At 45.1% G+C, this 19,745-nt stretch carries 23 protein-coding genes; 2 read left to right on the top strand and 21 right to left on the bottom strand.

The genetic code is table 11. The features are described from left to right. Positions 1-123: 123 nt before the first annotated feature. Positions 124-1,464 carry an alanine/glycine:cation symporter family protein gene (locus tag ACYRYY_RS00825; RefSeq protein WP_460213593.1) on the top strand — a complete coding sequence of 447 codons (1,341 nt, stop codon included), beginning with the start codon at positions 124-126 and terminating at the stop codon, positions 1,462-1,464. 78 nt (positions 1,465-1,542) lie between these two features. Continuing rightward, positions 1,543-2,004: a hypothetical protein gene (locus tag ACYRYY_RS00820; protein ID WP_460213592.1), complete on the top strand. Its 462-nt coding sequence runs from the start codon at positions 1,543-1,545 to the stop codon at positions 2,002-2,004. A 60-nt stretch (positions 2,005-2,064) separates the two neighbouring features. Here ACYRYY_RS00820 and ACYRYY_RS00815 read toward each other — a convergent pair whose 3' ends face one another. The 21 genes from ACYRYY_RS00815 to ACYRYY_RS00715 form a co-directional block, all read right to left on the bottom strand. Further along, positions 2,065-3,420 carry a radical SAM protein gene (locus ACYRYY_RS00815; protein WP_460213591.1) on the bottom strand — a complete coding sequence of 452 codons (1,356 nt, stop codon included), beginning with the start codon at positions 3,418-3,420 and terminating at the stop codon, positions 2,065-2,067. A gap of 82 nt (positions 3,421-3,502) precedes the next feature. After that, positions 3,503-3,649 carry a Com family DNA-binding transcriptional regulator gene (locus ACYRYY_RS00810; protein WP_460213590.1) on the bottom strand — a complete coding sequence of 49 codons (147 nt, stop codon included), beginning with the start codon at positions 3,647-3,649 and terminating at the stop codon, positions 3,503-3,505. 132 nt (positions 3,650-3,781) lie between these two features. Next, a complete protein-coding gene (locus tag ACYRYY_RS00805) occupies positions 3,782-4,543 on the bottom strand; it encodes an ABC transporter permease (protein WP_460213589.1) in 762 nt (253 codons plus the stop codon). After that, a complete protein-coding gene (locus ACYRYY_RS00800; RefSeq protein WP_460213588.1) occupies positions 4,527-5,366 on the bottom strand; it encodes an ABC transporter ATP-binding protein in 840 nt (279 codons plus the stop codon). Before ACYRYY_RS00800 ends, ACYRYY_RS00805 begins: the two co-directional genes overlap by 17 nt. Before the next feature lie 2 nt (positions 5,367-5,368). After that, positions 5,369-6,163, bottom strand: a complete 795-nt coding sequence (locus ACYRYY_RS00795) for an ABC transporter ATP-binding protein (protein WP_460213587.1) — start codon at positions 6,161-6,163, stop codon at positions 5,369-5,371. After that, the gene (locus ACYRYY_RS00790) at positions 6,160-7,167 is read right to left on the bottom strand and encodes a FecCD family ABC transporter permease (protein WP_460213586.1); all 1,008 of its coding nucleotides are present in this window, start codon (positions 7,165-7,167) and stop codon (positions 6,160-6,162) included. The genes ACYRYY_RS00795 and ACYRYY_RS00790 overlap by 4 nt, the downstream gene beginning before the upstream one ends. Then, positions 7,164-8,078, bottom strand: a complete 915-nt coding sequence (locus tag ACYRYY_RS00785; RefSeq protein WP_460213585.1) for an ABC transporter substrate-binding protein — start codon at positions 8,076-8,078, stop codon at positions 7,164-7,166. Before ACYRYY_RS00785 ends, ACYRYY_RS00790 begins: the two co-directional genes overlap by 4 nt. After that, positions 8,075-8,572 (bottom strand): heme utilization cystosolic carrier protein HutX, encoded by a 498-nt coding sequence (gene hutX, locus ACYRYY_RS00780; RefSeq protein WP_460213584.1) that lies wholly within the window; start codon positions 8,570-8,572, stop codon positions 8,075-8,077. Before hutX ends, ACYRYY_RS00785 begins: the two co-directional genes overlap by 4 nt. Before the next feature lie 9 nt (positions 8,573-8,581). Continuing rightward, the gene (gene hutW, locus ACYRYY_RS00775; protein WP_460213583.1) at positions 8,582-9,979 is read right to left on the bottom strand and encodes a heme anaerobic degradation radical SAM methyltransferase ChuW/HutW; all 1,398 of its coding nucleotides are present in this window, start codon (positions 9,977-9,979) and stop codon (positions 8,582-8,584) included. A 4-nt stretch (positions 9,980-9,983) separates the two neighbouring features. Further along, positions 9,984-10,532, bottom strand: a complete 549-nt coding sequence (locus tag ACYRYY_RS00770) for a flavodoxin domain-containing protein (RefSeq protein WP_460213582.1) — start codon at positions 10,530-10,532, stop codon at positions 9,984-9,986. An 8-nt stretch (positions 10,533-10,540) separates the two neighbouring features. Further along, positions 10,541-12,568 (bottom strand): TonB-dependent receptor plug domain-containing protein, encoded by a 2,028-nt coding sequence (locus ACYRYY_RS00765; protein ID WP_460213581.1) that lies wholly within the window; start codon positions 12,566-12,568, stop codon positions 10,541-10,543. A gap of 68 nt (positions 12,569-12,636) precedes the next feature. After that, on the bottom strand, positions 12,637-13,332 hold the full coding sequence (locus ACYRYY_RS00760) for an energy transducer TonB (protein WP_460213580.1): 696 nt from the start codon (positions 13,330-13,332) through the stop codon (positions 12,637-12,639). After that, on the bottom strand, positions 13,322-13,729 hold the full coding sequence (locus ACYRYY_RS00755; protein WP_460213579.1) for an ExbD/TolR family protein: 408 nt from the start codon (positions 13,727-13,729) through the stop codon (positions 13,322-13,324). The genes ACYRYY_RS00760 and ACYRYY_RS00755 overlap by 11 nt, the downstream gene beginning before the upstream one ends. Then, on the bottom strand, positions 13,722-14,333 hold the full coding sequence (locus tag ACYRYY_RS00750) for a MotA/TolQ/ExbB proton channel family protein (RefSeq protein ID WP_460213578.1): 612 nt from the start codon (positions 14,331-14,333) through the stop codon (positions 13,722-13,724). The genes ACYRYY_RS00755 and ACYRYY_RS00750 overlap by 8 nt, the downstream gene beginning before the upstream one ends. A 220-nt stretch (positions 14,334-14,553) precedes the next feature. Further along, the gene (locus tag ACYRYY_RS00745; RefSeq protein WP_460213577.1) at positions 14,554-15,075 is read right to left on the bottom strand and encodes a cob(I)yrinic acid a,c-diamide adenosyltransferase; all 522 of its coding nucleotides are present in this window, start codon (positions 15,073-15,075) and stop codon (positions 14,554-14,556) included. Next, positions 15,065-15,784 (bottom strand): uroporphyrinogen-III C-methyltransferase, encoded by a 720-nt coding sequence (gene cobA, locus ACYRYY_RS00740; RefSeq protein WP_460213576.1) that lies wholly within the window; start codon positions 15,782-15,784, stop codon positions 15,065-15,067. The genes ACYRYY_RS00745 and cobA overlap by 11 nt, the downstream gene beginning before the upstream one ends. Continuing rightward, entirely contained in the window at positions 15,777-16,562 is a 786-nt protein-coding gene (locus tag ACYRYY_RS00735; protein ID WP_460213575.1) for an ABC transporter substrate-binding protein, read from the bottom strand. The genes cobA and ACYRYY_RS00735 overlap by 8 nt, the downstream gene beginning before the upstream one ends. Then, on the bottom strand, positions 16,516-17,229 hold the full coding sequence (locus tag ACYRYY_RS00730; RefSeq protein ID WP_460213574.1) for an ABC transporter ATP-binding protein: 714 nt from the start codon (positions 17,227-17,229) through the stop codon (positions 16,516-16,518). Before ACYRYY_RS00730 ends, ACYRYY_RS00735 begins: the two co-directional genes overlap by 47 nt. Further along, positions 17,222-18,172 carry a FecCD family ABC transporter permease gene (locus tag ACYRYY_RS00725; RefSeq protein WP_460213573.1) on the bottom strand — a complete coding sequence of 317 codons (951 nt, stop codon included), beginning with the start codon at positions 18,170-18,172 and terminating at the stop codon, positions 17,222-17,224. Before ACYRYY_RS00725 ends, ACYRYY_RS00730 begins: the two co-directional genes overlap by 8 nt. After that, positions 18,169-18,906, bottom strand: coding sequence for an ABC transporter permease (locus tag ACYRYY_RS00720; RefSeq protein ID WP_460213572.1), 738 nt, complete (start codon positions 18,904-18,906; stop codon positions 18,169-18,171). The genes ACYRYY_RS00725 and ACYRYY_RS00720 overlap by 4 nt, the downstream gene beginning before the upstream one ends. Further along, on the bottom strand, positions 18,903-19,745 hold the full coding sequence (locus ACYRYY_RS00715; protein WP_460213571.1) for an ABC transporter ATP-binding protein: 843 nt from the start codon (positions 19,743-19,745) through the stop codon (positions 18,903-18,905). The genes ACYRYY_RS00720 and ACYRYY_RS00715 overlap by 4 nt, the downstream gene beginning before the upstream one ends.

The raw sequence follows: 19,745 nt of genomic DNA, 5'->3' as shown, positions 1-19,745 counted from the left end.
CCTTAACACAGCTTTGTCTCAAGCCTGCTGGCGAACACTTTGGTTCAAAACATAAAACAAATGTTTGAAAATAATGAAATTAAGTAGTATGATTTTCGCTCAAATATTTATTGGGGGTAAACAGTGGAGCAATTTGAACATATTCTTAACCTAATAGGCGGAATCGTTTGGGGTCCGCCACTTCTTGTTTTACTTGTGGGCACAGGTATCTGGCTTTCAATAAACCTCAGATTCCTTCAGTTCACCAAACTTTTTCACTCACTCTGGCTGGCTCTTATCAAAAAGAGAGAAGCAGACGATCACCCCGGAGACATCACACATTTTCAGGCACTTATGACAGCCCTTTCCGCAACAGTGGGAACGGGTAACATAGCCGGCGTGGCAACAGCAATTGCCATAGGCGGTCCCGGTGCTATGTTCTGGATGTGGGTAACCGGACTTGTGGGTATGGCGACAAAATACGCCGAAGCGGTTCTCGCCGTTAAATACCGTGTACAAAAGGAAGACGGCTCAATGAGCGGCGGCCCTATGTACTATATCTCCAACGGTCTCGGCTGGAAAAAACTCGGCATGCTCTTTGCAGTTTTTGCTGTTGTGGCTTCATTCGGTATCGGCAACATGGTTCAGTCAAACTCTGTTGCTGATGCGATGAAAAGTACATTCGGCATACCTGCTCATTTCACCGGAATAACGCTGATGTTCATCACGGCGCTTGTTGTTCTCGGCGGAATCAAAAGTATAGGCAGAGTAACAAGTATCCTTGTTCCTGTAATGATAGTGTTTTATATTATCAGCGCAATCGCAATACTTATTATGTATGCTGGGCATGTTCCCGGTGCCTTTGCCCTTATTTTTGAAAAGGCATTCTCACCTGCTGCTGCCACAGGCGGTTTTGCAGGCGCAGGGGTTATGCTCGCTATCAGAATGGGTGTGGCAAGAGGCGTTTTCTCCAACGAATCAGGTCTCGGAAGCTCTCCCATAGCTGCTGCTGCCGCTCAGACAAAACACCCTGTAACGCAGGCGCTTGTTTCCATGACTCAGACATTCATCGACACTATAGTTGTCTGCACAATGACAGGTCTTGTTCTTATAGTAACTGACACATGGGCAAGCGGCAGAAACGGTGCGGATCTCACCACATTTGCATTCTCAACCGGTTTTTCAGGCGGAGCAGTGATAGTGGCTATAAGCCTTGCGCTATTTGCTTACTCAACAATCCTCGGCTGGTGCTACTACGGCGAAAGATCCATGGAGTATCTCTTCGGGCTGAAATCAATCCCCGTTTACAGATACGCTTTCATAGTCTTTGTGGGAGTCGGTGCAATTTCCAAGCTTGATATAGTTTGGCTGCTTTCCGATGTTTTCAACGGGCTGATGGCAGTGCCAAACCTTATAGGTCTTCTCGGACTTACCCCTGTGGTGGTCAAAGAAACCAGAGACTATTTCGCAAATATTAAAGATTAAAAAGACAAAGGGCGTGCCTGAAATGGCACGCTCTTTTTATCCGAATTAAAACTAAACAATATTTAATGAGGTTTATTTATGAAACTTTTTCTGAAAATATTCTTGTTCACAATAACTTTCTCATCATTAGCATTTGCGTTTGATATTTCAAACGATAAAATAGTGTTACATCACAACAATATAGTTGTCGAAATTACCACACAGAACGATATGGACAATCCCTATAAAATCTATGACGCCTGGGGAAGCTTAGATATCATTGAGGCGGATATGATAACTTCTCTGGAAATTCAGGTAGGAGAGAGCAAAGTAGATGTCCCCTTGTCAGTCTACATGGATTTGGCAAACCCATACGAAGCAAAAATTAAACAGGATGATAAAAGCTCATTTATAATCGAGATTAAGGGCGGAGAAAAAGATACTAAATTTGACTACACTGCTCAAATAAAAGTTTTAAGTAACAAAATAATCTCCCGTACCGTTAGAAGCGGGAAGTTGTCTGAGGATCGCTGGGAGCGTACTAAATATTCAGCTTTTTAATAAAGTTTCTCAATTTAAAGCCAGCTTCTGCCTATTTTTATCTGTGGCAGTGAAAAAAATTTATATGTACTCCTGCAAGCCTTCTTTTACAAATTCATATTCATCAAACCTCTCAGGCAGCGTTCCTTTATCGGCAAATAAAGCGGCTTCGTCCTGTTCAAGTATAATCTCATCCCCGGTGCGGTAACGCTCCACAGCTATCTTTTTGCTTTTAGTCACCTTCACCTCCATAAACGGGTTATGGTAGCTCACAGAACCCATCTGGCGGGCCGCAGAATATCTTATAACTACCTTAATAGCGCATAAATCAAGGTTTTTCATCAGAGACGGGTGTACATAAAGCTCTCCGCCGTTCATCATAAACAGACCTTCGCTAAAAGAAGAAGAAAGAGAGGTAAGTACATTGCTATCTCCTTTGAGGCAGAAAGTACGAATAAATCCGCTTTCGGTGAGAGTTTCGTAACCCTTCATTATAAAACCGGCATTACGCCTTCTCGCTCCTGCCGCCTGAAAACGGTTTTTATAAACAAAAGAGCAGTAATTGACGGGTAGATTAATGTTGTTGTCTTTTCCGTATTTAATGACCTCAAGGGCTGTAAGCTCTGATTCCAGAACTGTAACCCTATCACCGTGGATATATGTGTAGTTTCTTTTAATAAGCTTTTCAAAGTTATACGGAGTAAGCCTCAACTGATGGAGGTTAAGATGTTTGACTCCCATTTCCGCAAGTTCCGGCATAAGCTTCTGTAAAAGCTCCTTTTCCTCAGGTATTGCAGGAATCTCAACAGTAACAGTGGGTATCACTCCACAGGCACGTTTCAGATTATCCAGTTTGTATGATGTTGCGCCTATATCAAAGCGTATCTCATCAAGCCCCGCATCACGCAGGCTGGTGAGGATTTCATCATCCGCCAGAGTACCGTTAGTGTACATCCAGAGGTAAATATTATTTCCGAAAGCTTTTTTTATTGTTCTGATAAAAGAGAGAGTAAGTTTTGGTGTGAGCAGAGGCTCGCCACCGCTGATGCTTGCACCCTTGAAGCCGAACTTTTTCAGGTATGCCGCATACTCCTCCGGCGCAGGAAAACTCACGGTATTTGTGGCGGGAACGCCCTTTTCATCCTGAGATGCAGGGCAGTAAAAGCAGGAGCAGTTGCATTTGTTATTTATAAAAAGGCATGACCACTCACCGCTTCCGCAGAGGCGGCAGCCCGGGGAGAGGTTTTCGGAATCTGTCTTTGTGCCTGAGTAATCCCATTTAATTTTTCCTTTGAGGCTCTCAAGAAGCTCTGTTCTTTTGGATACAGCACGAACGGCTTCTTCAGGTGTCAGAAAACGGAGAGAATCATACCCTTGTCCGTATTCTTTTTTTGCTGATTCAACAAAGCGGTTTAAATAATTTTCATTTGAGCCCATAAGCCCTCCCCGAAGGAAACAGGGGCAATAATAGCTTATAGGAAAAAATAAAGATACTGTTCTTTTTGACTCTTACTGAACACTACCCTTTGAAAGTAACAATATTTTTACAGCGTGGGCATTTAATCTGAACAATATTAACATCCCCTTTCATCAGGAGCTTACCACAATTCGGGCATCTGTATTCTTTATCATTATGAGTCTGCTTTTCAGCAGTTTCTTCTCTCATCAAATTTAACCTCTCCCTCGGAACATTTAACTAAAACCATGACAGTTTGTTAGGAATGCAAATTAAAGTTTTAATTTTCTAACTCCATAAATAAAACTTGTCAACTATTTTTGGAAAAAGGAGAGGTTTAATTTATTCAGAATAACGCTTAAGCATGAATACACCTGCAATGAAGGTTATAAATGTCAGAATAATCAATATTATTAACGACAAAAGCACTGGTTGTGTCATTGATTCTGCTCTCATAATAATGTTTGTATGGGTGAGCGGAAATAAATAAACCAGCTTATTCAAAAAACCGGGCAGATTATCCACCGGATAAAATGTACCGGAGAAAAAATTCATAGGCATAATAAAAAAATTCATAATGACTGCATTTGCTTCCAGATCTTTAATTGACAACCCTATAATAACTCCCAGTGAACCGGCAAATAACAGGTTAAAGAACAACGCAACAGCAGAGAAAAAGCCAAAAGGGAATACATCAAACAGAATAAAACCTGCTAAAATGACAACGACTGAAGCCATAACTCCTCGAAGAATACCTGAAAGCACAGTTCCCGTCATCAGCGAAAGAGCAGACACCGGTGACGTTATGAGGTTCTGAAAGCTTTTTGTATGGAGTCTTCCGTAACTAACAGCGAGCATCACAAGGTTGTATGAGTTCATCATTGATGTCATACTGACGATACCCTGCACAAGAAAATATTCGTATCTTACCCCTTCAAAACTTATGCGTGAGCCAAAGCCAAACCCGAAGGCAGCAAGATATATCAGGGGCGATGTAAGGGAGTAAAAAACAAATCCCAGCTTAGTGAGCTTATTCTTAAGAAGAAGCGCCTCTCGCAGAAACACAGCCCATGTTTCATAAGCAAAATCAAGCACCGTGTTCATTAATCCCTCCTTCAATAACCACAACATCCTCAAGGCGGGCATCTCTCACTGTACAGGCTGCGCTGCCGTTCTCTTTCATTGCCTCATCAAGTTCATCCCTGCTGCGGACTATGCGGAAAACTCTGCAACCGTCCTGTCCGCTGGTTTCCAGAACAAATCGTCCTGCTTCGTTTATAAGCTCTTCAGGTGTGCCCATACGTTTAATTTTACCGGAAGACATTATAGCCACCCTGTCGCAGAGGCTTTCAGCCTCTTCCGTATAATGTGTTGTGAGAAGAATTGATTTGCCTCTGTTTTTGATCTGCACTATCAGATTCCAAATCTCCCTGCGTATTGACGGGTCAAGACCAAGGGTAGGTTCATCCAGAAGAATAAGCTCCGGTTCCGCAAGCATTACCCTTGCGATGATCACCCTTCGCTTCTGACCGCCGGAAAGTTTATCCACCAGTTCGTTCATTTTTGACGCTATGCCGAAGCGCTCCATGACTTCAAGCACCTTTCTTTTGGCATCCGGTACACGGCGCAGGGCAGCATAAACAAGCAAATTATCATGAACTGTTAAATCACCGTCCAGATTATTTTCCTGCGGGACGACAGCAACAGCTTTTCTGACATCGTGCCTGTTTTTAACAACATCAAAACCTTTGACCTCAATAAAACCTTCATCGGGTTTGGTCAGAGTGGAAATCATTTTAATCACAGTAGTTTTCCCTGCCCCGTTAGGACCGAGAAGACCGAAAATCTCCCCTTTTTTTATCTCAAAACTCACGCCGTTCACGGCTTTCACATTTTTATACTGCTTATACAGGTTTTCGATCCTCAAAATCAATGTCTCACTCCAAGGGGCACGGCAACTGTTTTTTCTATGCCGTCTTCATTTATGCGGATAATCTTTGAGCGTATATTGAATACATTGTAGATATTGTCAGCGCACAGAACCTCTTCCGGAGTTCCGTCGGCAACGGTCATCCCCTCTTTCAGAGCAATTATTCTATGGCTGAATGAAGCTGCGAGGTTGAGATCGTGCAGAACCATGACCACTGTAAGACCATGCTGATCATTAAGCCTGCGAAGAAGCTCAAGCACTTCAAACTGATGGTGTATATCAAGATAGGTTGTGGGTTCATCCAGAAGTAGTATCTCCGGCTTTTGCGCCAGCGACATTGCAATCCATGCTCTCTGTCTTTCACCGCCGGAGAGCTGACCTATGCGTTTAAAACGTTTGTCCTCAAGTCCGGTGGCGTTAATTGCCCAGTCAACTGCGTCTCTGTCCTCATTGCTGAAGCGGTTCATGAAGCCGTGGTGCGGTGTACGCCCGAAGGCAACGAGACAGTGAACGGGCAGATCCATAGGAGCAATCGGTGACTGCGGAAGTATGCCCAGTTTTTTTGCTATACTCTTATCATCCATCTCCGCAATGGATTTTCCCTCAAGAAGAACAGAACCTGAGAAAGGCTGAAGAAGTCTGCCCGCTGTTTTAAGCAGAGTAGATTTGCCAGAGCCGTTCGGGCCTATGACTGTTGTTATACGCCCTTTTTCAAAACAGAGGGAAACCCCTTTTAAAACTTCCTTTTTTGCGTAACCGGCACGGAGAGAATCAACACTGAGACATCCTGTCATTTTATCCCCCTTGTAAGCAGATAGAGAAAGAACGGCGCACCTATAAATGCCATGAGTATCCCCACGGGAAGCTCATAGGGTGAAAACAGCGTCCGTGCCGCAGTATCGGCAAAAATAACTGTGACAGCGCCGAAAAGAGCGCTGAACGGTATAAGAAACCTGTTGTCTGAGCCAACGATCAGTCTTGTTATGTGAGGAATAATAAGCCCCACAAAACCCATGAGACCTACAGCAGAAACAGCAGACGCCGCAAGAAGCGCCGCAAGAAGAGTGAGCAGAAACTTTGCTTTTTCAACCTGAAGCCCCAGTCCTCTGGCGATATCATCTCCCAGTGCGAGGATATTAAGATACTTTGCACCGAAAACGGCACCTAAAAAACCAACAACGGAGTAAGGCAGAACCATATAAAAATGATTCCAGCTTTTGCCGTGGAGAGTGCCTGCCATCCAGTTTACCGTACCCTGAACTCTGTCACTGAAAAGCACTGTCAGCGCCGACATAAATGCAGCAAGAAAAGCAGACAGGGCGACCCCTGCCAATACAAGCCTGAGAGTATGTGCCCCGCCGTTATATGCGATGAAGTAGATTATCAGAGCTGCGCCGACCGCTCCCAGAAAAGCAGCGGGCGGAATAATTGCCGACATCGCCGGAAAGAGTATCATCACAACCATAGCAGCAAGTCCTGCTCCGGCAGAAATACCTATAATTCCCGGATCTGCCAGAGGGTTTTTAAGAACAGACTGGAGTATCGCTCCGGAAAGAGCCATGTTCATTCCCACAAGCCCGCCCGTGAGTATGCGGGGCAGGCGTATATTCATAATAACCTGATATATGCCCTGATTAGCATCGGCTGCGGTGAAAACCGCAAGAAAATCACTAAGACTAACCCCAACAGAGCCTTTAGCAACACTGATCAGAAGACCGCAAAAAAGAAGTCCTGTTCCGAAAAATGCCGTAACAAGCCTTTTTCCGTTTTCAGGATCGGTCTGAATACCATGTTTCATTTGTACAGTTCCGGATACATCAATGAAGACAACTCAAGAACAGCTTCGCCCAAACGGACAGTGGGATTTATTCCGTATGTGTCAAAAGGAAGGCTTATCACTTTTCCCTCCCTGACAGCACGGAGAGCGCTCCATGCGGGTTGCTTTTTAAGCTGAGAATCAGCGGCGGGTGTACTTTTATTACCGTGGGAGATGATGAATATCATATCAGGATCAGCCATAGTCACATATTCCAGACTCACAGGGACAAAACCGCTGTACATGCCTGTTCCGCCTTTCATATCTCTTCCGGCTATATTCATACCGCCTGCAAGCTCCGCAATTTCTCCTATAAAGCTTGCAGGAAGAGCCATATTGAAACTTTCAGGTGTTCCGTATACCACAAGCACCTTTTTAGAGGGCTTGCCGAATGTTTTTTGTGCTTTTTCGATATCAGAATTTATAGAGGCAACTTTCTGAAATGCCTTATCGGGGTTTCCTGTTATCTGACCGAAAATTTCCATTTTTGCAGTGAGATCATTTCTGTCATGCACTCCGAAGACAGCAAGCGGAATACCTGCCTGTTTCAGAGAGTTTTTAAGAGATATGTGGAAAGGAAAATTCATCCCTATTACCAGATCAGGGTTCATGGCAACAATACGCTCAAGATCCGGACTCTGAACCCTGCCCACTGATGGCACGCCCTTGATATACTCGTTGAGATATGCAGGCATTGTGCCGCTTTCACCGTATGCGGCGGGTTTTCCCCCTGCTGCGATGAAGAGTTCAAGATTTGAGCTGTTCAGCACAATAACCTTTCCGGGCACTTTGTCAAATGTGTATGAATCACCGGCATCGTCAGTGAATGTGAAGGCAGATGCCTGTAAAGCCCCAAAGCAGAAAGCAAAAAGAAGAAGAGCCAGCCGTTTCATGCGAGGCACCTCTTTTTAAGTTTACCGAATTCCGCCTTCTGGCACTCCAGCATTTTACCGCATGCGTCACGACCCAGATAAATTTTAAATGCGCATTTGCCGTTCTTATCAAAAAACTGAACAGAATGACTCTCTTTGCCCATAAAAGGTCTGCTCACAAAGAATATACTGTCAATTTCCTCAAAAGATATATGCCCTCCGAGGGGGCTTTCTTCCGAATGCAGATTAAAAAAGCCTCTGGCGTACTGTCCCACAGGGATAGATGCCTTCATTTCTATGATTGCAGAGTCATTAGTTACAATAATCGTAACAGCACCCCACCCTGCGGCTTCTTTCATAACCGTATCAAAGAAACTTCCGCCCACTTCAATAATGCCGTCGCCATCTATATTGCGGAGAATATCCCTTTCGGAAACTCCAAGTTCTCTTGCCGCAAAAAGCGTAGGCATATTTTTATTTTTTGAGAGATAATCCGTAATTTTTTCTGTCTGCATAGCTTCCTCCTAGCCCTGAGCTGCTATTTTATCGGATACGGGTTCATAAACGCCTTGGCTGTGTATCAATTCAAGAATATCAAGCAGCGCCTGAGTCATATTCACGTACCAGAACTGCCCGGCAGGGAGCAGACGCATAGTTCTCTCGCCCACAGTGACAAGACCTCTTTTCTCCCATGATTCTGTCAAAGGAGAAAAAATGCTTTTTAGGTTAATTCCGAAAAGCCTTTCAGCCGTGTCAAAACGGAGAATACCTGTATCCATCTGTCCGTTTATGAACTCATAAAGTCCGCTCATGATATTTTTTTCAGAGAGCCCCATCACAGGCTTAATTCCTTTTGCTCTCATCATATTGTACGGTGTTACGGCAGGGTGAACAAAATAACCGTAGTTTTCTGTTCTTCCGCCTGCACCGGCGCCGAATGCGTGAAGCACGCAGCCGGATTTTGTGAAACGGTTATATATGCTTCTGTCCAGAGTGCCTCTGACCCAGTGGGACATTGAAAGCTGTGAATATCCCATATCAGAAAGCATCTCATACGCAGCAGAGTGGTATTCATACTGCCTTGAGGTTTCAGGAACAGCTTCGGTTTTGCCTTTTTTTATCCCCTCGTCCATCTTTCCGCCTTCAAAGACATTAAGCTGGTAAACAGCCATTCCATCCACACCAAGGCAGTCAGCAGTGTGAATATCGTTCAGAAAAGTTTCAACCGGCTGATGCGGCAGACCAAAGATAAAATCGAGGGAAACGCTTGCCTCCTTCATGGAAATAAGCCTGCTTACCATCTCCATTACCTTTTCTCCCGAATCCACTCTGCCAATCGCCCTTCTGGCTTTTGTGTCAAAAGACTGAACACCAAGGGAAAAACGGTTTACACCGTTATCAACGCATGCCTGAATCTTATCAGCACCAAACTGGTAAGTTCTTGTTTCAAAGGTGATTTCGCAGTCATTCGAGAGAGGCAGGCTTTCGCGGACAGCTTTCAGCATTTTTTCAATCTGCATCGCAGATAACGTCCCGGGAGTTCCGCCGCCTATATACACTGCCCTTACCTTCCCATGGGAGTACAGGGGAGTATTTTTGGCATCCGCTATCTCCCCGGTGAGAGCTTCTGTGTAGTCATCTATCAGCGAAGCATCGGACAGGTTTTTGAAAAAACCGCAGTATGTACATTTTGTCTGGCAAAAAGGAATATTTATATACACGCAGGCATCTTCAAAGGAATGTTTAGCCTTCGCCTCTGCCTGCCAGACAGACATAGTTTTATCCGCCTCGACATTCTTTCCTCTTATTCCGGCATGAACAGTGCGTTTTTTATCATAAGCCTTTGCCGCTTCAAAAGTTTCTTCATTGCCGAAAATCAGTCTGCGTTTTTCATCGTCTACGAATTTTAACCAGCTTTCCATATCCTTACCTTTTCATGACCCGCTTAACGAGATTCTCCGTAAAAGCCCAGACCTCTGCCTTATTCATAAGACTCCGGGGCTTTTTGCGTTCAGCTATTTCAAGCTCGCTGAATCCCGCCATTCGGTAAAAGTAGTCCATACCTTTTTTATCCGTGTCTGTCATTCTGGCGTAGACCATCTCCCCGTGGAGCATCTCGCCGTATATACATGTTCCGGTGAGGGCGGCGTATTTTTCAAATATCTGCACTCCCCCCATGGCTTTGCCTTTTACAAACATGCACTCTGTCTTCATTGCTGTGCCGAAAAAAGCTGTTTTCACCTCGGCAAGCTCGTCTTTACGCTCTTCTATAAAGTTTTCCATCTCCGGAAGAAAACCGTTGGCATATATACCTGACCCCATAAGCACAAGGTCATAACCTGAAAAAGCAGAGGGAGCCTCGCGGGCTTCCCTCCTTTCTGTTTCCCATCCCTCAATGGTAAGCCTTTCGGCTATCCATTCAGCAATAACCGCTGTTGCTCCGTAACGGCTTGCATACATGATCAAAACTTTCATGCCTGACCTTAGAAATCTGCTGATACTTTGAGTATGAAATGCCTGCCCGGTTCGGGAATGGGAGACATAGCAAGCTCATAGTCCTGATTGTTAATATTAAGGGCTTCAACCCCTACCATGATCCTTCTGCCGTCTTTGTAGAAGTAAGAACCTGTGAGAGCAAGATTAAGGGTGGTATAGGCTTCTGTGGTGTCCACAGTTCCATCAGGTGCAGCATCCTCCGCTTTTGATGCGTAACGTCCGTAGATATCGGTATTCAAAGCGAATTTCTTGCCGAATCTGGCATCGTGACGGATACCGAATCTTGAAGTTATTTCGGGAATGCCGTTTTTATAGGTGCTGAATCCTTCCTGCTCATATTTGCGCCTCATGTAAGCGCCGTTTATGTACGGTGTAAAGTCGCCTATGAAAACCTTAGTCATCAGTTCGGCTCCTGTTGTTTCAGCCTTGTCAATATTGGTGAACTCAAGAGCAGTGCCGCTGCCGTAAGGAATTGTATGAGTGGTAATGTAGTCTTCAGACTTAGTGTGGAACACGGCAAGGTCAATATCAGCCATTTTATTGCTGAATCTGACACCAACTTCAAAGTTGTCAGAAGTTTCAGGATCAAGATCCGGGTTTGAAAATGTGGGAGTGCTGCTGCCGTGAGTTGTTCCCATGTAAAGCTGCTGGAGGTTCGGCGTTCTGTAACCGCTGGAGTAGATAGCACGCAAAGCAGTGTCCTGTATGCCTGTATAAACCAGTGAAAGACTGCCCACTACATTATCATCGTCAGTATCTTCATCGGGAATACTTGCGTTGTTTGTGCTTTCTATTTCATTTTTGACCTTAGTATAGCGCAGTCCGGCACTGAGGATAAAATCGCCAAGCATCTGCTCGTCCTGCAAAAATGCAGACATTGTCGTCTGCTTTGCATCGGTGTCCGTAAGAGTGGCAACAGGGGCACCGAAGGTCTGGATATTATCTTTGGCGTTGAGGTCATCAATATTATATTCCAAACCTGCTATCAGAAGGTTTGTATCAGAAATCTCAAAATCAAACTGACCAAGAACACCTGTGGTATCGAGTGTATTTTTAGTGAGCCCTCTGTATGACATCGGCATAGTTATCGGACCCATGCTCACTGTCATATCCATATTATTTATGAATTTTTTATAGGTTTCCTGCGTAAATACATCTATTCTTGCCTTGTTAAGAAAACTGCCCGGATTGCGGTATTCAAACCATCCTGCGTATTTTTCCCTGTTCCATTCGGGAAGCATCATGTGCATCATCGTAAATGGAGGCTCAATCTCACCTACATAAACCTCACTCTCTGACTCGTAGTCAGTGTACTGCACTCCCATATCGAATTTCTTGTTTTTATATCCTGCAAGCAGGCTCATATTGGTGTTTTCATATTCAGAGCCTTTAAGCTCGTCATCGTGGGAGTCTTCACGGTTGCCGAAATCGTTTTTGGAAACTTCCGCCCTGTAGTAAAAGTTTTTGATACCGCCGTAAAGCGATGCAGCGGCATTATATGAGTCACTGTTGGTGTTGTAGGTATAGCTGGCAACACCCTGAACCGGTCTGTCGCCGCCTTTTTTCGTTATAACATTAATTGCGCCGCCTATGGCTTCGGAACCGTAAAGCACAGAACCAGGTCCTTTGATTATCTCAATCCGCTCAATGCTGTTAATATCAATGAGCAAAGGTGTTCCGTCCATTGACTTCTGTTCTGTGATTTTCATTCCATCCACCATTATCAGTGTTCTGGAACTGCTTTCACCACGAAGGCTCAGTCTCTGGACTCCCGCTGCTCCGGTGCTTGTCATCTGGACAGCCGGAATATCACGAAGGAGTTCGGCAAGGCTTGTTGCACCCGATTTGCGGATATCTTCTTCCGTTATAACGTTAACTGTATAAGGAACTTCTTTCATTTCCTTCTCGACTCGTGTGGCAGTTACTTTGATTTTTTCTGTTTCCATATCTGCTGCGGATGCAGAAATTAAAGAAAACGCAAGCAATGGAAGCACAAAAATTAACTTTCTGTACATAAACTCTCCTTTAGTCTGATTTATAACGTCTATAAACAGGGGGATCCGCCCTTTTTTCCTCTTTTTTTTCAGTTATGCAGGCTGTAATCAATAGGTATAAGCAAAGTCACAGGTTCGGGAAGTTTTTCCCTTATGGGGAACACTGATGAGGCAAGGGAAAGCGCCTCATTATCCAATATATCAAACCCGCTGGACTCAACCATTTTTAAGCCCTGAAGCCTTCCTTCGCAGTCAATATGCAGCTTGATAACCACAGTGCCTTCATACCCTCTGCGCCTTGCGGAGTAAGGGTATTTTTTATTTCGTACCATGCCGTCTGTAAGTCTTGCTCTGAAGCTGTCATAGTCAAATTCCGGCTGGGGAGGCATAACAGGTCTTGGAGCAGGGACAGGCGTATGAACAGCAGCAACTTTCACCTCTGCCGGTGCTTCAGATACAACAGGAACTTCTTCCGCAACGGGAACAGTTTCCTCCACTGCCTTAACAGCAGCGGGTTTTTCCCTCACAGGGAGAGGCTTTTTAATTTTTTTCGGAGGGTTTTTCTTAACAACAGGTTCAGGCTGCGGTTTAGGAGGAACGGGTTCTGCAACAGCGGGAACTGCAACCGGTTCGGGCTGAAAATGTTTGAGGGATACTGTTATCCTTTCAGGCTCTTTCTGGTCAGCCGGAGCATTCTCGACCTTTACTAAAAAGAGAACAGCCCCATGAAGCAGCATAGAAAAAATAAGACTTCCGGCAACTATACGTCCCCTGTTATCTCTCATCTCTGCTCTCCGTGAGAAATTCAACAGACACAGCGCCCGCTTTTAAGGCACTGTCCATAACTGCAACTATTGATTCAAAATTTACTTCTTTATCAGCGGCTAAGGTGATCACCTTGTCACCGCTTTCAGTGATCATGTTCTTAAGTCCCGCTTCAAGTCCGCTCATCGGTATTTCCGATTTACCTATAAGCACACGTCCGTCTGCTTTTAAAGTGACCACTCTTTCGAGTTTGTCTGTTTTCTGTTCAGTGCTGCTTGCTGGCAGGTCAGAATTAATTGAAGGAACAGCAAATACTGATGTAAGCAGAAAGAAAATCAGAAGAAGGAACACCATATCGATCATAGGTGTCATATCCGCTGATCTGCTTTTTCTTGCGAACATGCTGAGATTAATCAACGCAGGCTCCTGCGCGGCGAATCATTTCCTCGCTTTTCAGTTTTATTGTCAGGGCTTTTTTGCTTAATTCATTCTCAAAGATATGAAAAATTATAAGAGCCGGAATCCCGACCATAAGTCCGAAAACAGTTGTGAGGAGAGACTCCCATATTCCTCCGGCAAGAATTGAAGGATCAACAGCCCCTTTTTGTGCTGAAATAGACTGAAATGCCTTCACCATTCCCAATACTGTTCCCGAAAGACCAACCATAGGCGATATTCTGCCAATAAGGTCCATCAGATGCAGGCTGCGTGAAAACCTCTGTAATTCTGAAATAGCTCTGTTTTCCGCTATATGCTCAAGATCATGTTTTGAGCAGTTTATATGGATTATTATTTCGGCAGCAACTTTCTCCATAGCGCCTTTTGAATTTTTAAGAGTGGCGAGGGCTGTTTTAAAATCACCTTTAAAAAACGAATGTTCCGCATTTTCCAGAACTTTTCCTGAGCTTCTGTTAAGGGCAAAGAAAATCATTCTCTCTATAAAAACTGCTGTAAGCACAATTGAGAAAAACAGCAGCGGGTACATCATAATTCCGCCTTTGCTGAAATATTCTTCAATCATACAAGCCTCCGTTGAATTACTTCAGCCTTATTACCAAGACCACTAACAATTGTCAAGATCTTTAACATAATTAGATCTTTCTAATACAGTGGCTAAATTAATACCGTAATGAAACTTTTTTAGTCATGTAATATTTGTAAAGAAAAAAGTGAACGAATGAGCCGGAAAGCGGAGAACAATACAGGAAGCCGACAGAACGTACGGCCTCCTTCAAGAATTATTATTTTTCGATGCCTTTTCTGGCGGGTATTCCCTGGGTGTAGTAATGCTTAATCTCATTCATTTCTGTAACAAGATCCGCCGCCCCTATTATTTCATCTGCGGCGTACCTGCCTGATAAAACCAGCTCCACACCATCGGGCAGTTGTTTAATCAGCTCCAGAACATCGTCCTTTTTAACAAGCCCTTTGAATACGGCGACATTTAGTTCATCTGCCGCCACAAGCCGGTATTTCCCGGAGAAAACAGCTTCTTTGATTTTCGCAAAGCCGTCTTCAGCCATCTGTATATCTTTTGCTGTGGGTTCGCCCCTTATAAAACCGCTCTGCCCGAAGGTTTCATGGGTGATATTATCAAACTTTTTCAGAGATTCAGTCTCTGAGTAGTTGCCGTCTTTGAGAAACTGCCCGAAATACACATTAAACCCCGCTCCGGCGCAGCGCACGCAAAGACCCAGTACAGCAGTTGTTTTCCCTTTGCCGTTGCCGGTGTAGACATGAACGCATGATGTTTTATCCGGCATGGTTAACTACCTCTCCGATTATTATTGTGGCAGGGTGTTTCACACTGTTTTCAGCTATGAACCTCTCTGCTTCGCTAAGTGATGTAAACATTACTCTCTCACCTTCTGTGCCGATATTCTCGCCTATCAATACCGGAACAGCAGCATCCATACCGTTTTCGGTAAGTTTTGCGGCAATAACACCGAAGTTTCTGACACCCATGTAAACCACAATAGTAAGCCCCAGATTTGCCAGAGCTTTCCAGTTGTAAGCATCATCCAGAGTGCCGTCCTTCGTGTGCCCGGTAATGAAAACCACACCGGGGATATTACGGCGGTCAGTAAGAGCGCTTTTCATCTTTGCGGAAAGGGCAGATGCGGAAGTTACCCCAGCTATGACTTCAACATCAGCACCGGCAGCTTTTGCTGTTTCAACTTCTTCTGCCGTGCGGGCAAACACAGAGCTGTCACCGCCTTTCAGACGGACAACACAGCGCCCTTTTTCCAGATGCTCACGGATTATTTCATTTATATCTTTCTGACGCACACAGTTTTTATCATAGGGATGTTTGCCCACATCAATACATTCGCAGGATGCATATTCAAGAAGAGATTTATCTATAAGCCTGTCATAAAGAACAACTTCGCCCTTTTTAAGAGCATCAATACCCGCCAGTGTCATTGAGTTTCTGTTAACTCCGGCACCGACTATAATAAGCTTTTTATTCATACAGTTTCCTCAAGGCGGAATTAAGCTCAATCACAGCGTCAAAAGATCCTGTGTTAGCCCTTGAAAATTGCTTTTCATCCGCATGTATCCATTTGGATCTCATTTTTGAAAACTCCGGACGCTCCGCAGGGGGAACAGGGTTGCGGTTCATGGGTCCTGTCTGCCAGATATAAATATCCGGCTGCGAGGCAACCACTCTTTCCAGTGAGAGTTTCACCAGCTTATCATCCGAATCCACAATATTTTTTCCGCCTGCCGCCTCAATTACAGAAGAGGCAATGTTTCCCCTGCCTGCCGCTGTGTAAGGAAGCTGGCTGACCTCGAAAATAACCTTGGCAACAGAAGGCAAAGGCTGAACAGACATAAGCTTGCCTTTAAGTTCACCCACAAGCTCTGCCGCCTGCTCCGTCCTGCCTGTCAGTTCGCCTATATCCCTGACACAAACCAGTATTTCTTCAAGGGTCAACGGGTCATACTTGTAAACTGATGCTCCGGTAATAGCCTCAACAGCATCAGCGTAATAAGAATCAGCAGAGCCGGTAATTATCAGATCAGGCTTCAGGGAGCGTATTATCTCAGCATTCGGACGGATGTGCGTACCAACCTTAACCGCTTCGGGAAATTCCGTAACGTTTTTTGTAACTCCGGCAACTTTATCACCCGCACCTAGTTTATAGAATATATCCGCCGCAGCGGGAGCAAGTATAACAACTCTTTCGGCAGCATTAGCACTAAATACTGAAAGTAAAATGGTCAGCGTGAGCATCAGCCTTAACACTGAACACCTCCGAAAGCATGGACACCTCAACCTCTCCGGCCGGTACGTCATATATCAGTTTTCCATTTAACATCATCCATATCCTGTCAAAATATTTAACCGACAGATTCACCTCGTGCATTGAGGCAATGAGCGTTTTGCTCGAATCTGTCAGAAGTTTTAAAATTTCCAGAGAGTGCCTTACATCAAGCATTGATACAGGCTCATCCAGAAAGAGAACATCTGTTCGCTGATTAAGCGCACGGGCTATCATCCCCCTTCTCTTCTCTCCGCCGGAAAGCTCCGTAAAGGCTCTGTCCCGCAGAGTTACAAGGGCAGTTGTTTTAAGAATTTCATCCGTCAGTCTGTCAGCATTCTTCATATGTCCTGCTGCGTATGCACCAAGACGAACCACTTCAAAAACAGTAAACGGAAAAACAACTGACGGAAGCTGCGGCATAAAAGCCATCATTTCCGCACGCTCTTTACGCTTTATTCCGCCAAGCTCTTTTCCGCCGTAATAGATGCCTTCACAGGGGATAAGCCCGGTAAGTATATGCAGAAGCGTACTTTTACCCGAACCATTCTCACCAATTACGGCTATTTTGCAGCCTTTCTGCACAGTGAGATCAGGCACACTTAACGAGAATACGCCACGTTTAAATTCAAGACCTGCAATATCAATCATGCCAGATCTCCGCCTGTCTGCTCCGCAGTATATAGAGAAAAAATACTCCGCCTAGAACTGCGGTAACTATCCCCACCGGAAGCTCCGCTCCGTTTGGTATAACTGTTCTTGCCACTGCATCCGCTGTTATCATAAGCAGTGCGCCAAACACGGAAGAATAAAAGATTCCCTGCCTGACATCGCTGCCGTAAAAACTTCGGGCTATGTGAGGCACAATGAGTCCCACAAACCCGATTAAGCCTGTAAAACTCACAGAAACAGCCACAAGAGCAGTGGAGAACACAAACGCCCTCATTCGCTCACTCCGTACATTCACGCCGGATGTTTCAGCGGACATTTCATCAAGGGCGAGGATGTTCAAGGGACGTGCCCTGAACATAAAATAAGCTGTGCAGAGAATGAGAACAGACGCCGCAAAAGCTGTTTTTGCCCATGTTATCATATAGAAACCGCCCATAAGCCAGAAGACTATGGAGGTCAGAGATTCTTCAAAAAAGAATTTTACAAACCCTATCACCGACGAAGCAACAATATTAAGCACCACACCCGCCAGAATCATAGTTATGGGGCTTATTCCGCTTCTGCGGTATGAAACACTGTAAACAAGCATCAGCCCGCCTAACCCCGTAAAAAGAGCCACAGGTGAAGCAAGATGTGCAGGAAGCCCCACTGCTATGGCAATCACAGCTCCCAAAGCAGCAGATGATGCCGCTCCGGTGGTGAAGCTGTCCGCCAGAGGATTGCGCAGCACAAGCTGATATACAGAACCGCTCAAGCCAAGCATAGCACCTGTCAGCCCTGCAAAAACCACACGGGGAGCCCGCATATTAAGCAGAATATCCCTCTGGACTTCATCCGTGCGGAATTGGGTTATATCTGTGGAGCCAACAAACAACGCAGCGGCAGATACTGCTACGAGTATCAAAATCCATAGAAGCTTCAACCTTCAACCCCGTTCAGAATCCGTCCTGCTATTATGAACAGCACAGCCGCCGAACCGAGCATAACACCCATGTTCAGCCATATATCGCACTCTGTCCCTATCAGGGAACATCGTATGAGCTTTGTTGAGTAAGTCATGGGAGAAATATGAGCCAGAACACCTGCCATAAAAGGCATTTTATCCACCGGATAAAAAGTGCCGGAGAGAAATATCATTGGGGTTATCACAAATGTGTTCACAGACATCTGATCCCCGTGGTTTTTTACCACGAGTGCAACAATTATGCCCAGAAGGGAAAAAACAATCAGATGAACAAGCATCACTGGGATGAATAAAAGGCTCATTTTCAGCCCTGCACCGGCAATAAAGCCGTAAGCCAGTATTATCACCACAGGAATAAGCCCTTTGATTACTCCGTAAAACACCTCGCCCGCAACAATTTCCCACCTGCTCACAGGAGCAAGGAGATACTCGTCAAAGACCTTAAAGTAAAATCTGGAAATATTTATTTCGCCGGAAATTCCGTAGCTCTGGTTAAGGCTGCTCATTGCGACAAGTCCGGGGATGAGAAACGTGAGGTAGTTTACCCCGTCCACAGAGGCAAAACGTCCTATTCCGTAGCCAAAGGCAACAAGAAACAGAAAAGGGGAAACAGCAGATGATGCAAGCACCTTCCATATTCTGCTGCGGAGAACCTGTGTCTCTCTGTATAAAACACCTTTTACGCCGTTCATGCGTCTATTCTCCTGCCGGTAATGGTAAGATAAACATCCTCAAGGTTTGTTTCCCTTATACTTGCTGTATCCGAAAGAGCGCCCAGTCTCTCAAGCCCTGCATCACGGGTTTCAAAAAACTCTGTCTCAGTTTTACCGTTCCGGTATATGTCCAGAGCCCATTTGCCGACCCTCGCCTTCAGTCCTGCCGCCGTTCCTTCAGTGACAATTTTCGCCTTATCCATTATCATCACACGGTCAGACAGCATTTCCGCTTCTTCAATGTAATGGGTAGTAAGCAGAATTGTACATCGCTTATCATGGTTTATACTGCGTATGAAGTCCCACATTGTCCTGCGGACAGAGGCATCAAGCCCCACTGTGGGTTCATCCAGAAAAAGCACCGAAGGTTCATGAAGAAGAGCACGGGCAATTATAAGCCTGCGTTTCATCCCGCCGGAGAGGTTTCCGGCAGTTTTATCCGCATGTGCGGCGAGCCCCGAAAAATCCAGAGCATTTGCAATTTTATCACCTAAGCCGCTCACTCCGAAGAGTATTCCGTGGGCTTTGAGGTTCTGATACACCGAAAGATCCCGATCCACATTATTATGCTGGGGCACAACGCCTATTGTCTGCTTGATCCTCCTGTTCTGCGGGTCAAACAGAGTGCCGTCATAACGTATCTCGCCGGATGCGGGAATGGTTAGTCCGGTCAGCATGTTTATAGTGGTGGTTTTACCGGCTCCGTTGGGACCGAGGAGAGCAAGAATGCTCCCCTCCTCCACATCAAAGCTTATTCCGTCAACAGCTTTGTGACTGCCGAAAACCTTTGTAAGGGATCTTACGGATATTTTGCTCAT

It is taken from the genome of Geovibrio sp. ADMFC3 (assembly GCF_054687035.1).
The sequence above is the reverse complement of the archived record's forward strand: the minus strand, read 5'-3'. Positions and strand labels throughout refer to the sequence as shown.

What these genes read in the sequence shown, in the direction of transcription:
- ACYRYY_RS00760 (WP_460213580.1), bottom strand. Translation starts at nt 13,332, where the DNA reads ATGAGAGATAACAGGGGACGTATAGTTGCCGGAAGTCTTATTTTTTCT.
- ACYRYY_RS00805 (WP_460213589.1), bottom strand. Translation starts at nt 4,543, where the DNA reads ATGAACACGGTGCTTGATTTTGCTTATGAAACATGGGCTGTGTTTCTG.
- ACYRYY_RS00770 (WP_460213582.1), bottom strand. Translation starts at nt 10,532, where the DNA reads ATGAAAGTTTTGATCATGTATGCAAGCCGTTACGGAGCAACAGCGGTT.
- ACYRYY_RS00730 (WP_460213574.1), bottom strand. Translation starts at nt 17,229, where the DNA reads ATGATTGATATTGCAGGTCTTGAATTTAAACGTGGCGTATTCTCGTTA.
- ACYRYY_RS00765 (WP_460213581.1), bottom strand. Translation starts at nt 12,568, where the DNA reads ATGTACAGAAAGTTAATTTTTGTGCTTCCATTGCTTGCGTTTTCTTTA.
- hutW (WP_460213583.1), bottom strand. Translation starts at nt 9,979, where the DNA reads ATGGAAAGCTGGTTAAAATTCGTAGACGATGAAAAACGCAGACTGATT.
- ACYRYY_RS00750 (WP_460213578.1), bottom strand. Translation starts at nt 14,333, where the DNA reads ATGATTGAAGAATATTTCAGCAAAGGCGGAATTATGATGTACCCGCTG.
- ACYRYY_RS00795 (WP_460213587.1), bottom strand. Translation starts at nt 6,163, where the DNA reads ATGACAGGATGTCTCAGTGTTGATTCTCTCCGTGCCGGTTACGCAAAA.
- ACYRYY_RS00745 (WP_460213577.1), bottom strand. Translation starts at nt 15,075, where the DNA reads ATGCCGGATAAAACATCATGCGTTCATGTCTACACCGGCAACGGCAAA.
- cobA (WP_460213576.1), bottom strand. Translation starts at nt 15,784, where the DNA reads ATGAATAAAAAGCTTATTATAGTCGGTGCCGGAGTTAACAGAAACTCA.
- ACYRYY_RS00810 (WP_460213590.1), bottom strand. Translation starts at nt 3,649, where the DNA reads ATGAGAGAAGAAACTGCTGAAAAGCAGACTCATAATGATAAAGAATAC.
- ACYRYY_RS00720 (WP_460213572.1), bottom strand. Translation starts at nt 18,906, where the DNA reads ATGAACGGCGTAAAAGGTGTTTTATACAGAGAGACACAGGTTCTCCGC.
- ACYRYY_RS00790 (WP_460213586.1), bottom strand. Translation starts at nt 7,167, where the DNA reads ATGAAACATGGTATTCAGACCGATCCTGAAAACGGAAAAAGGCTTGTT.
- ACYRYY_RS00715 (WP_460213571.1), bottom strand. Translation starts at nt 19,745, where the DNA reads ATGAGCAAAATATCCGTAAGATCCCTTACAAAGGTTTTCGGCAGTCAC.
- ACYRYY_RS00820 (WP_460213592.1), top strand. Translation starts at nt 1,543, where the DNA reads ATGAAACTTTTTCTGAAAATATTCTTGTTCACAATAACTTTCTCATCA.
- ACYRYY_RS00815 (WP_460213591.1), bottom strand. Translation starts at nt 3,420, where the DNA reads ATGGGCTCAAATGAAAATTATTTAAACCGCTTTGTTGAATCAGCAAAA.
- ACYRYY_RS00785 (WP_460213585.1), bottom strand. Translation starts at nt 8,078, where the DNA reads ATGAAACGGCTGGCTCTTCTTCTTTTTGCTTTCTGCTTTGGGGCTTTA.
- hutX (WP_460213584.1), bottom strand. Translation starts at nt 8,572, where the DNA reads ATGCAGACAGAAAAAATTACGGATTATCTCTCAAAAAATAAAAATATG.